The 12,698-nt window shown below is 37.8% G+C and carries 9 protein-coding genes; 2 read left to right on the top strand and 7 right to left on the bottom strand.

Features of this window, described 5'->3' with window-relative positions; translation table 11 throughout:
* Positions 1-12 precede the first annotated feature (12 nt).
* The 3 genes from flgG to mreB all read right to left on the bottom strand — a co-directional run bounded on the left by flgG (position 13) and on the right by mreB (position 2,865).
* On the bottom strand, positions 13-831 hold the full coding sequence (gene flgG, locus DW721_RS05960) for a flagellar basal-body rod protein FlgG (RefSeq protein ID WP_118745165.1): 819 nt from the start codon (positions 829-831) through the stop codon (positions 13-15).
* A 109-nt stretch (positions 832-940) separates the two neighbouring features.
* Positions 941-1,714: a flagellar hook-basal body protein gene (locus tag DW721_RS05955; RefSeq protein WP_022015151.1), complete on the bottom strand. Its 774-nt coding sequence runs from the start codon at positions 1,712-1,714 to the stop codon at positions 941-943.
* Positions 1,715-1,869: 155 nt separating this feature from the next.
* Positions 1,870-2,865, bottom strand: coding sequence for a rod shape-determining protein MreB (gene mreB, locus DW721_RS05950; protein WP_022015150.1), 996 nt, complete (start codon positions 2,863-2,865; stop codon positions 1,870-1,872).
* 221 nt (positions 2,866-3,086) lie between these two features.
* Between mreB and DW721_RS05945 the strand changes: the two genes are divergently transcribed.
* Positions 3,087-3,590, top strand: coding sequence for a hypothetical protein (locus DW721_RS05945; RefSeq protein WP_118745164.1), 504 nt, complete (start codon positions 3,087-3,089; stop codon positions 3,588-3,590).
* Positions 3,591-3,900: 310 nt separating this feature from the next.
* On the opposite strand, the gene DW721_RS05940 is transcribed toward DW721_RS05945, so the two are convergent.
* The 3 genes from DW721_RS05940 to recJ form a co-directional block, all read right to left on the bottom strand.
* Entirely contained in the window at positions 3,901-4,566 is a 666-nt protein-coding gene (locus DW721_RS05940) for a hypothetical protein (protein WP_118745163.1), read from the bottom strand.
* A 140-nt stretch (positions 4,567-4,706) separates the two neighbouring features.
* Positions 4,707-6,845: a hypothetical protein gene (locus tag DW721_RS05935; RefSeq protein ID WP_118745162.1), complete on the bottom strand. Its 2,139-nt coding sequence runs from the start codon at positions 6,843-6,845 to the stop codon at positions 4,707-4,709.
* Between the two features lie 131 nt (positions 6,846-6,976).
* Positions 6,977-8,716 carry a single-stranded-DNA-specific exonuclease RecJ gene (gene recJ, locus DW721_RS05930; protein WP_118745161.1) on the bottom strand — a complete coding sequence of 580 codons (1,740 nt, stop codon included), beginning with the start codon at positions 8,714-8,716 and terminating at the stop codon, positions 6,977-6,979.
* 369 nt (positions 8,717-9,085) lie between these two features.
* On the opposite strand from recJ, the gene prmA reads away from it, so the two are divergent.
* Positions 9,086-10,123 (top strand): 50S ribosomal protein L11 methyltransferase, encoded by a 1,038-nt coding sequence (gene prmA / locus DW721_RS05925; RefSeq protein WP_182436231.1) that lies wholly within the window; start codon positions 9,086-9,088, stop codon positions 10,121-10,123.
* Positions 10,124-10,409: 286 nt separating this feature from the next.
* Here the strand turns inward: prmA and DW721_RS05920 are convergent, their stop codons facing one another.
* On the bottom strand, positions 10,410-12,635 hold the full coding sequence (locus DW721_RS05920; RefSeq protein WP_022015029.1) for a protein translocase subunit SecDF: 2,226 nt from the start codon (positions 12,633-12,635) through the stop codon (positions 10,410-10,412).
* Positions 12,636-12,698: the final 63 nt, after the last annotated feature.

Genomic DNA, 12,698 nt, shown 5'->3' with positions numbered 1-12,698 from the left:
ATCCTAACCTCCTTAAGATCTTAAGTTGTTTGCCTGCTGGAGCATCTCATCTGATGCAGTTATAGCCTTTGAATTCATCTCATATGCACGCTGTGTAACAATCATATCAACCATCTCATCAACTGCCTGCACACTTGAACTTTCAAGGTAACCGTTCTTTACGACACTTCTCTGAAGATTTGCATCCTGACCTTCTATTCTCGGTGTTCCTGATGCAACTGACTCTTTAAAATAACTGTCACCCATTTTTTCAAGACCAGCCGGATTGTTGTACTGTGCAATTCCGATGGCAATTCCAAGATTTTGGGCATTTCCCGTAGCATCTACATATTTGATATTTCCATAATTGTCAAAAGTAAGCTTTGTCGTATCTACATTTGCATCAAAAGTGATAGGATTTCCTGTTGAATCAAGCACTGCATATCCATCTGATGTAGAAAGGGTAAGACCACCTGATGTATTAACTGAAAGCTGAAAATTACCGTTTCTTGTATAGGCAATACTTCCGTCAGGCTGTTCTATCATAAAGAAACCTTTGCCGTTTATCGCAAAGTCGAATTCACCATCAGTAGTCGCAAAATTGCCCTGCTTAAAAGTCGTTCCAACGGCAGCGACCTTTACACCAAGACCAACCTGTGCACCGATAGGCTTTTCCTGACCGTTTGTGTCAGTAGTCTGTTTCTGAATGTTCTGATATAAGAGTGAACGAAACTCTGCTGTCTCTTTCTTATATCCTGTTGTATTTATATTTGATAAGTTATTTGAAATAATATCAAGACTTGTCTGCTGGGCTTTCATGCCCGAAGCAGCAGTCCAAAGCGATCTCATCATAATGCCTCTCCATTTCTGTCATGTATATTCCGTTTGAAATACATTGCTGACTTTACTGCTTAATATATGCCATTTGAATAATTATGACAAATGACAACATTATATTTTATCAGACCTTACCTACACTTGAAACCGCCTGCTCAAGCAGACTGTCCTGTGTCTTTATCATCTTCTGACCTGCTTCATATGCACGCGTAATAGTTATCATTGAAACCATTTCATCAACTACATTAACATTTGACTGTTCCGTAAATCCCTGAAGAATGGTAGCTGTTGAACTCTTTGTCGTAGCTCCGTCAACTGCGTTATACATATTGTCACCGTACAAATCAAGATAATTGTAATCCTCAAAATCAGTAAGTGTAATGGTATCAACCTGCTCGCCATTTGCATATACCGCACCATTTAACTTGATTGCTACATCTGTAGCATCTACCGGAACCTGCACATCACCGTTGGCTCCCTGAAGTCTGTTTCCGTCAACATCAACAACATAACCCTCATTTGTAATGGTAAACTGACCGTTTCGTGTATATTTGATGGATGAATCACCATTTTTGTCGACTACTTTTATGGCAAAAAAACCATTTCCCTGAATAGCCATATCATATGTGTTGTCCGTCTCACGAAGGGAACCCTGATCCCAGTTCATATATGTTTCGCCTATCTTGACACCCGGATTCATCACACCGATTTCTCTGTCAACATATGCCTCTGAGCCATCTCTTATCTTTGTTATCATAAAATCCTTAAATGACTTACTCGTAACATTCTCTTCCTTATATCCGACTGTTGCTGAATTGGCAAGATTGTTTGATATAATGTCAAGTCTCTTTTGTTCATTAGCCATACCCGTGTAGGCAGTATATAATCCTCTAACCATCTACTATCCCCTTTCATAAGGAACAAACTCTTAATCTGTCTGATGCATATGCCATATCAGCTTATTCTAAAATGCAATCTTAAACAACTGCTTCATACCCGGCTGCTGCACAGACACTTCCATACTTGATTTATCGTCAAAATCACATCTTTTCTTTAGTCGTCGTCACGCTTTCCTGCCAAAAACTCAACAAACTTTCCTGTACCTACGGCTACTGCTGTCATAGGCTCCTCTGCTGTCATAGTCGTGATTCCTGTCTTTTCCTCGATAAGCTCTTCAAGACCATATAAAAGACTTCCGCCACCGGTAAGGACAATTCCTCTGTCTGATACATCGGCTGCAAGTTCAGGTGGAGTCTTCTCAAGTACGCTGTGCACTGCTTCAACAATCTGTGAAGTAATCTCCTTAAGTGCCTCAAGTGTCTCATCAGATGTAACCGTAATAGTCTTTGGAAGACCTGTAACAAGGTTTCTACCTCTTACATCCATAGTAACAACCTCAGGACGCTGATAAGCAGAACCTATCTTTATCTTGATTTCCTCGGCTGTTCTCTCACCGATAAGAAGATTGTGCGTTTTTCTCATGTATCTTACGATAGCATCATCAAAGTTGTCACCTGCTACTTTTATAGAAGTGCTTACAACTGTACCGCCAAGCGAGATAACAGCAATGTCTGCCGTACCGCCACCTATATCAACTATCATATTTCCACATGGCTTTGAAATATCTATTCCTGCACCAATAGCTGCTGCAATAGGCTCCTCTATGATTGCAACTTCTCTTGCACCTGCTTCATAAGTGGCATCCTCTACTGCTTTCTTTTCAACTTCAGTAACACCACTAGGTACACATACACTTATGCGTGGCTTTCTGAAACGGCTCTTTCCACAAGATTTCTGAATAAAGTATCTGAGCATCTTCTCAGTAACTGTATAATCAGAAATAACACCCTGGCGAAGCGGACGAACTGCTACGATATTTCCAGGCGTACGACCAAGCATAAGTCTTGCATCTTCACCTATAGCCTTAATCTTATTTGTATCCCTGTCAAAAGCAACAACTGAAGGCTCTCTTAAAACAACACCTTTTCCTTTTATATAAACAAGTACATTTGCTGTACCAAGATCTATTCCGATATCGCTACCTACCATCTCTGTTTCTCCTTTCGATACATTTACTTTCATATTTCACTATTTTATTTTTCAGCATATTTCTACATATTCCAATTTATTATATACCATTTGTTTTCAATTTTAAAGACCCTTTTCAATTTAAAAGCAAATTGTAAGATTTTTGTCATTTTTGACTAAATTTGCTATACTGTTTATAATGTTTATATATATATTTATCATACATGGAAATGAGGATTATTATGTCACAGGCTAAAGAAATAAATCACGAATTAAACATTATAAGCAGATATATGGGACTTATTATATCCAAATATCTGATATTTGCTCTTCTTATCATAACATTATATCCGATGAACATTATCCCCGGATATATTCTTCTTGCAGGAATCATTTTCCCTGCTGCTCTCAGATTTGCAGTTAATCTTGAAACATCCCCGGATAAAAATACTGCTTTCCAAAAAAAGGCTGATGTTTCCGACAGGGAATGTTCTTTTACACTTAGCCAGACTGCAAAAAAATATAATTTTTCGTATAAAAAATATAAAGCAGAGAATTATAATTTTATACTTATTTCACTGCTTCTTGTTGTATGGCAAAATGTTTTGATACAAAAAAATGTATTTTCTTACCCGGTAAATATTATTCCCAGTTTTATGCTTATAATATACATAATATCCCGCTTTTTAGCCAAGATAATATTTCATTTTAAAATTCATCATGATTTTATAAATCTCAATATATAAATGACAACATAGTAAGAGCGTGTCAGCACTATTATTAGTTATAATTGCACACCAAACACAGCCTGAAGTTAATTTTTAAAATTGCTGATTAAAAAAAATGGTGTCTCACTAATGCTCCGGATTGCTTCATTGCTACGCAATTTTCGCAATCCTGCAAACGCCTCCATTCTTATTGTCGGTGTTTGGTGGGTCAAGCCAGTAGATAGCAATTTGCATATAAACATGCATTGCTATCTACTTTTGACCCTAACATCATACAATAAAAAATAATGCAAGGGCGAAACTCTGATTCCCAGCCCTTGCATTTTATCTACATGGTAATACCCGTTGATGCCATCACTGACTCTATGCTGCTGTCAACATCACTCTCAAAACCGTCAAAATCAAACTCCGCCGCTGATGCCTGTCCGGCTGATGCAAGACTTTGTTCACTTGTGCTGCTATCTGTATCTGAAACCGATGAACTCTTTATTCCGGTCGAATCCGCTGCTGATGCAATATTAGACTTTCCCTCAGCACTTGCCTTACTTGTAAAATAATCATATAATTCCTGCACTGTCTTATATGTGGTCAAAGATTTATCCTCTCCGTTTGCGTCTGCTTCTTTAAGAGCCTCAGACATTGTATTTGCCATATTCGCAGCTTCTGTCTGCTCAGAATAAAGATATGTCTTTAATATCTGTGAAAAACTTGTAATGGTACTAAGTGACGAAATATCCCCATCACTTGTAGAACTTCCAAGTAATGATGATAAACCTGAAAGTGATGATGAAGCGTTCCCTGTAAGTGACGATGCCTGACCAAGAAGATTTGTAATCCCTGACAGGTTACTGCCGTTACTCTCATCTGAATCTCCCGACAATGCATTTAACATTGTACTGGTCGAATTGTTATTTATAAGATACTGGTAATAAGAATCCCTCTCATTAAGACCCGACAAGCCTGCTATTGCTGATAATGATGATAAATCCGACATATTCCCCTCCGATCTTTTTGAACAAACCTTTGCAAAAATACCATAATGTATGAATATTTTCGCAAAAATCTCCTTTTATAAATATTATAATAAATTTTACCACATTTAAGATTTTTTTCAATGCTTTAATTTATTCACTACTATCTCAAGACTTTGTCAAGGCATCCATGTTCTTCGCAGGAAGTGTCTGACATGATTCCCTGTGCATCTATAAAATATTTATTTCCGGCAGCATCCTTATAAATCACTGAGTAATGATTGCTTCCGGCAGACGGATTGCTGCTTGCAGAACCTACTGCCATCCAAACACCCTCTCCATCAGCTATCGTGTCTGTTGACCTGTCATAAAGATACGGCAGATTCAGATCATCACAGGCAACAGTTTCCACTATGGAAACAGCAACACATGTAGTTATTCCTCCCTGCAGATCCATAACACGGTTCAATGTAGGCATATCAAATAAATAATAAAATAATTCCACACCATCTACTGAAAAATCATTCCAAAATGTAGGGTTTATATCTTTGTCAGTACAGCCTTTACCCGGATAATGTGTTGTGTCACATATGTAATTTGCAATCTTGTATAGTTTTTGCATATTTGTCATGTCATCTGTCCAAAGCCTGTCTTCAACCTTATGTCTTACCTTTGTATAAAGTGCTTCGTCGAGATATTTGCCATTTTCATCGTAAGGTCTGGTTGCAAGATAACCGGCATCATACAATTTATCATCAACATATACTTTCACCTTACATACTCTTACTCCTTCACCCGCTGTTATCACAAGCTTTCTCGCAGACATTGCCACACAGGTTTTATCGCTTTCATCATCAGAAACCGGCAGATTAACCGTTTTTCTGCCATATACGCTTTCTTCACAAAATTCTTTCGTGATATTTTCAACACTTAAAACCGGCGCCGTACATTTTTGATCTGCAAATTCAAATGCTCTCTTATAACCGGCAGGTGTCACATCTTCTACTTCAAATTTGATATGTTTATCTATCCATTCATCACTCGCTTCACTGTAAAAATCCACACTAAATGTCGCTGTTTCATCTTTAACTGTTGAACCGACTGCGTCCTGCTTAAGTGTCATTCCTGTTCTATATTTTACTTTTGTCATTTCAAGACCATTTCCCGGTTCTTCGTCATTACATATATTTAATGTTCCTACATTATACTCCGATGCGATATAATTCTGACTTTCTGCTATCGAAACCTTAACATCTATAATGCCTGTTTTTTCAGGAATAAGCTGTCCGTTTTCATTTACTTTAACATATCCCTCTGCCGCATCCGTACTATCATGCTTATAAAATTCATATATACAACTTCCTTCAGGTTTTTCGTCATAAACCACATCAACTGCTTCTCCGACTATAACCTGACTTTTTCCAATATGTCCGCCATTTTGAAAAGCAATTTTTTGAATTTCAAAAGTACCATTTATCTTTCCCGAATATTTTCCAATTCCTGTTATGCAGAAATTTGCTGTTCCTGCATTTATATTATTTGAATATGATACCGTATAATCTATATCTTTAGTCAGATATACATAATAATTATCCATAACCGATATCTCAGGACATTGTTCTTTTCCGTTATAAAATTTTGTTCCACCATTCACTTTGATATAAAAACTGCTGATATTGATCAATGCCGGCGTACTCGTTCCCATTGATGGTGTATTCGTCGGAGTTACATCGGAAGTTGGAGCTGCCGACTGTTTACAGGTAACATTTGGTGTTGGTTCGGGCTTTGATGTTGGTTTTGATGTACTATCATTCCAAAACCAGTCATCATATATGTCTTTGTCAGGAGTGTTTGTCGGTTTTGGTGCTGATGTTGGCACTAATGTCACAGACGGTGATGCCGTTTGCTTAATATCATTCTTTTTTTTGACATTTAACACATATTTTTTTACTTTACTAAAATCACCATACTTATTTTTTTTACCAACCTTGTACTGACTGCGCATATGCACATAGTATGTTCCTTTTGTAAGCCCTTTAAATACGATTTTTTTAACTTTTGCTGCCTGTTTTGTCTTTATTCCTTTTTTGAATTTTTTATCTTTACTTATTTGTACCTGATATTTTTTTGCACTTGCTATCTTTTTGTAAACAACCGTAATCTGTCCTTTTCCGCCCGAATAAACTTTTGTTATCACAGGTTTTGGCAGTTTTTGTTTTGCTCTTACACAAATACCGTTTCCTGAAAATGCGATAGAAATTGATAAAATTGCTGCTAATATTTTCTTTATCTTCTTTTGCATAATGTACCTCATTTCTGTATTTTATAAATTCATGTCGAATGTACCACAATACAATTCCTGTGTGCAAAATCTTTAAACATAAACCTTCAATTTATTTTCTTTAAGAGATTTTTCTCTATATAATGATAACTTTACATACAGTCCAAAATCTTCATCTGGACATTTCCACTCCAGTTATTTATCTCAGGCTGATAGAGAATACTTATCTGCTGTCCGAATTTTCCCTGCTTCATTTTTTCCCATTCACCGGCTCCATATTTTCCCTCTATCACCCTTGAAAGGCAATTATCCGCATGAAAATCCACCGCTTCATACAAAAGTCCGTCATCCTCAAGTTTTAATTTTGCAATCTGATTTTCTTTTCCGCAGAGATACATCGAACTTATCTTAAGCTTTCCTCTCGCAAATACGGCACTGTCATTTGACTCACCAAAAGGCTCCATATATTGAAGCTGTTCTACAAGATTTTTTGTGGCTTTCGACAGCTCAAGCTCCATATCAAAACTTACTTTTTCAACAAGCTGCTCATCAGAAAGACCGCATTGCTCATTTAAAGTTTCCCTAAATATTTCAAGATTTTCTTTTGGCAGCGAAAAACCAGCCGCCAGTGCATGGCCTCCAAATTCAGTGAGCAGTTCCTGACAGTTTTGCAATGCCTGCTGCATATGATACCCTGGTATTGAGCGTCCCGAACCTTTCAGCCCTTTTTCACCATCGGTAAGTATATATGCCGGTCTGTAGTATTTCTCCCTTATCCGCCCAGCCACTATGCCCGCAACACTCTCATGACAGTCTTTAAGATAAACTACAAGTACAGGTCTTTCAAGTGCATTCGTTTCCTCAATCTGTGTAATTGCATCATCCGTTGCCTGTGCCGTTAGTTCCTTTCTCTCCTCGTTAAGCGTTATCAGTTCATTTGCAAGTTTTACTGCTTCTTTTTCATCTTCGGTCATAAGCATCTTAAGACCGAGTGAGGCATCATCAAGTCTCCCCGCTGCATTTATGCACGGACCTATACGAAAACCGAGAGAACCTGATTTTATATGTTCGGACAGTTCAAGAAGTTCTATCATCTTTCGCATACCGGTATTTTTAAGATGTGCAGTATCGTTTAGTATCTTAAGTCCATTGCTCACTATTATCCTGTTTTCATCAGCGAGCGGTACAACATCACACACCGTTGCAGCTGCCGCAAACGGAAGAAGTTCGCTTATATATGACTTGTCATTTTTCCCCTCAAAAATATAACTCATAAGTTTATAGACAACACCTGCACCACAAAGCATATTATAAGGATAGGTACACGCTTTCTGCTTCGGGTCAACAACTGCATCTGCAACCGGAATACTCTCCACCCCGTCCTTGTCCGGCACTTCATGATGATCCGTAAGAATATATTTAATGCCAAGCTCTTTTGCCCTTTTAGCCGCACCTAAGGCAGATATTCCATTGTCACAGGTAATGATAAGACCGACTCCGTCATCTGCCGCCTCGTCAACCATGTAATCACGGATACCATAGCCGTCCTTTACCCTGTGCGGAATACGACAGGACACATCTCCACCGAGCATCCTTATCCCCCGGTAAAGAATATACGACGACATAACCCCATCAACATCATAATCACCTATAACTCTTATCTTGATTTTATCATTTATCGCATTTACAAGAATATCCGCTGCCTTAGTGAGATCTTTCATAAGCTCAGGTCTATACATTTTTTCCATATCCGGAAAAATATAAGCATCCATTGCTTTCCATGAATGGAGTCCCCTGTTTACAAGAACTCTCGCAAATATCTCTGAAATATTATATCTTTTTGCAACTGCCGCAGTATCGGCATTACATTTTTTATACATCCACTGTTTCATCTGAAATCTCCTGTTTTTTCTTTTAGGTATTCTTTCACTTGATATAGGACTGTTTTAGCTAGTTCTATATGTGCTTTCAGCACTTTCCAAACGATATTTACTTAAATTTATTCTATCTGCTTCTTTTACTTCTTCAAAATATCCAAAATCACCTATAGCTTAACACAAAAACTTCTCCTCAACAAGTTCACCGTAAACCTGCGGCTACACTTTTTCCATCATCTGTGCTAAAATCATTACTATTCAAGCAATGATTTCGATTTCAATCTATGCTAACGGTACATAGAACTGAAATCCTTTAAAATTTAGTCACTAATGAATAGCATCATACATTCACAATATATAAAACGCAACGAAAGGATTTTAATTATGAACTGGCTTAAATACGAATTGCACACAAACACACATGACGCACCTATTATAGGAAACATCCTCTGTTCTATGGGTATCGACGGTTTTGAAATAAAAGACCATGTCCCTCTGACTGAAAAGGAGGAAAAACAAATGTACACAGATATTCCTGCCGATATGGGAGCTGATGACGGAAGTTCCATTCTTACTTTTTACACTGAAGTTCCCGGTGAGGAAAATACGGAATTTTTCAGCACCGGTTCTTCTATTAGGGACGAGGATATTTCTGACAGTGAAAAAGAAATATTAGAGCCTGAGGTTCTTATCAGGAGATTAAAAAAGAAGATTAAAAAAATCAAGAAATTTACCCACATAAAAATACCGCACATAAGCTATTCCATTGAGGATGACAGCCAGTGGAAAGATAAGTGGAAAGATAATTTTAAAGCTTTCAGGGTTGCTGATGATATTATCATAAAACCGACATGGGAGGAAGTTCCTGAGGATGCATCTGAAAATGACATAATAATGCAGATAGATCCCGGTTCTGCCTTTGGAACCGGAACTCACGAGACAACAAAACTCTGTCTTTTGTCACTAAGAAAATATATCACCACGGAAACCACGCTTCTTGATGCAGGCTGCGGCAGTGGAATCCTTGCAATATGCTCACTGCTCTGCGGTGCAAAATCTGCATTCTGTCTTGACATAGACCCATATGCAGTTGAGGCAACGATTGAAAATGCCGCGCTTAATAATATAGAAGAAACACGCATCAAAGCTAAGCACCTTAATATACTTGAAGATACCGAAAATGTCCGAAACGAATTAAAAGAACCTGTTGACATTGCAGTTGCGAACATTCTCGCCGATGTTATCATACCGCTCTCAGACTGCATTGCAAACTTTATCAAACCCGGCGGTCTTTTTATCTCATCCGGAATACTAGCCGAAAAAGCTGACCTTGTCGAAGAAGCACTTCTAAAAAATAATTTTGAGATAATAGAGAAAAACACCCTTGGTGAGTGGGTATCGTTCGTTTGCAAATGTAAATAAAGCTAATGCGTTATGTACCCCATCATATGAACACAAAAACAAAACCGTAACAGTTCAGCCTCTCATTTATTACATTCGTAAACCTGACAGCAAGCTGTCAGTCGCTGCTATGCAGCTTGCGTTTACTTCATTTCATAAATGAAAGGCTATTCCGCCCAAAAAAACAAGCCAATAATACATCGAGCAAGCTCGTGTATTATTGACTTATCTTTTTTTGGCTGAACTGTTACACAAAACCCCATAAGTTGCGCCTTATGGGGTTTTTTACTGTAACTTTCCAAAAACTTTATTTAGCTTTCTTAGCAGCCTTTCCACTCTTATTGTGTGTTGCTTTTTTAATCGTGTACCAGAGTGTACCTGTTATACATACTGATGAGTATGCACCACAAACGATACCTGCAAGAAGCGGTATAGCAAACTCTCTTACTGAATCTACTCCAAGTATTGCAAGCATGAATACCATGAAGAATGTTGTAAGTGATGTATTGATACTTCTTGTCAATGTCTGTGTAATACTGTCATTTACTATCTCTGAAAGTCTCTCGTCAGTAATAGATGAACGTGTTCCAATGTTTTCACGGATACGGTCGAATATGACGATAGTCGCATTTATTGAGTAACCCACTATCGTAAGCATACAGGCAATAAATGTATTTCCTACTGAAATCTTTGCTGCTGCATATACAAGAAGCACTACTATAACATCATGAAGCAATGCAAGTACGGCACTTCCTGCGAATACAATATCTTTAAATCTAAACCAAATATAAATAAGCATACAGATTGCTGCTATTATTACCGCAAGTACGGCATCACGCTTCATCTCGCCTGATACCGAAGCACTGATACTCTGTATCTGGATATTTTTCTCTTTAATACTGTATTTCTTAGAAAGCTCATTTGTAACATTAGCTCTCTGTTCTTCTGTAAGCTCAACAGTCTTTACATTAAGTTCATTAGAACCTGAAACCTCTGAAATTACTATATCGTTTGAGTTGCTGTTCTTTGCAAAGATAGACTCAACCTCTTTCTTAAGACTTGAATCAATCTTTGTATCTTTGCCAAATGGTATGTCATATGTTGTACCACCGAGGAAGTCAAGACCATAATTTAATATGTTTCCTGATGTTGCCTTATTTACTATAAGACAAACAACACATCCAGCAATAAGCACTCCTGAGATAACAAAGAATTTAACCCTGTTCTGAACGAATTTAATCTGTCTTCTAGGTTTCTCAACACCAAAATATTTTACATCATCCACACCAAGTGAATACATTGCCTGAAGAATATATTTTGTGATGTAAAGTGCAGTAAACATTGAGAGGATAATACCCATTGCAAGTGTTGTTGCAAAACCTCTTATAGTTCCTGATCCTTTTATATAAAGTACGAATGCGGCGATAAGCGTTGTAACATTACCATCAACGATGGCTGAAAGAGCTTTTTCAAAACCAAGCTTAATACTTGTCTGAACTGATTTGCCCTTAGCCAGTTCTTCCTTGATACGGGTAAATATGATAACATTCGCATCAACCGCCATACCTATATTAAGTATGATACCTGCCACACCCGGAAGTGTAAGCGTTATATTCAATCCGTTTAATGCTACAAGCATCAGCACGAGGTAAAAAACAAGTGCTATAGAAGCTGCAAGTCCCGGAAGTCTGTAGAATACAAGCATAAATATTACTACAAGAGCAAAACCTATTGCACCGGCAAGTAAACTTGTCTGAATGGCATCCTGACCAAGCTGTGCTCCAACTACCTGTGACTGGATTTCCTTAAGTTCTACCGGAAGTGCACCGATACGAATCATTGATGCAAGTTCTTCTGCCTTGTCATATGTGTCAAAGCTTCCGGAAATAACTGCTTTTCCGTCTGTAATCTCAGCCTGAACATTTGGATCAGAAAGCACTTTTCCGTCATATACAATATAAATCTTCTTTTTTGTAGGATAAGCGGCTTTTGTCGCATCCGCAAATAACTTTGTACCCTTTGCATTAAATGAAAGTTCAACTACATATTCTTTATTCTTTGTAACTTCATTCTGCTGTGTACCTGCCTCAGCCTTTTTGATATGTTTACCTGTACATACGGTCTTTGTGTATTGAGGATTTCCCTTTTTATCAAGCTTCATATCATCCTCTGCTACAAAGTCAAGTGAACCCTCTTTACCAAGTGATTTAAGAACCTCATCTGCATCTGCAACACCCGGTATATCAATTTCAATACGGTTGTCACCGACCTGAACTACTGAAGACTCTGTGCTGTAAACCTCTGCACGCTGCTGCATCATCTGAATGGTATCTTTCATCTCCGTTGCCGTTGGGTTGTCCTTAGTAGCTTCATATGTGATACTTACACCACCGGCTAAGTCCAAACCAAGTTTAATGTTTTTGGCACTGCCCTTATGTGCACTAGTGATACCTACTAATGTTATATAAGAACAGAGTCCGATTATTGCTATTATGATAAACAAATGCAATAATCCTTTTTTCTTGTCCTTCATGCTGTTTTTTCTCCTTTTACTTAATACTTAAAACATGATTACCGTAGTTTACCGTACAATAAG

Origin of the sequence: Clostridium sp. AM27-31LB (assembly GCF_003480745.1) — a bacterium.
Lineage (GTDB): Bacteria > Bacillota > Clostridia > Lachnospirales > Lachnospiraceae > Butyribacter > Butyribacter intestini.
Note: the sequence above shows the minus strand (reverse complement) of the source record. Positions and strands in the feature narration are given on the sequence as shown.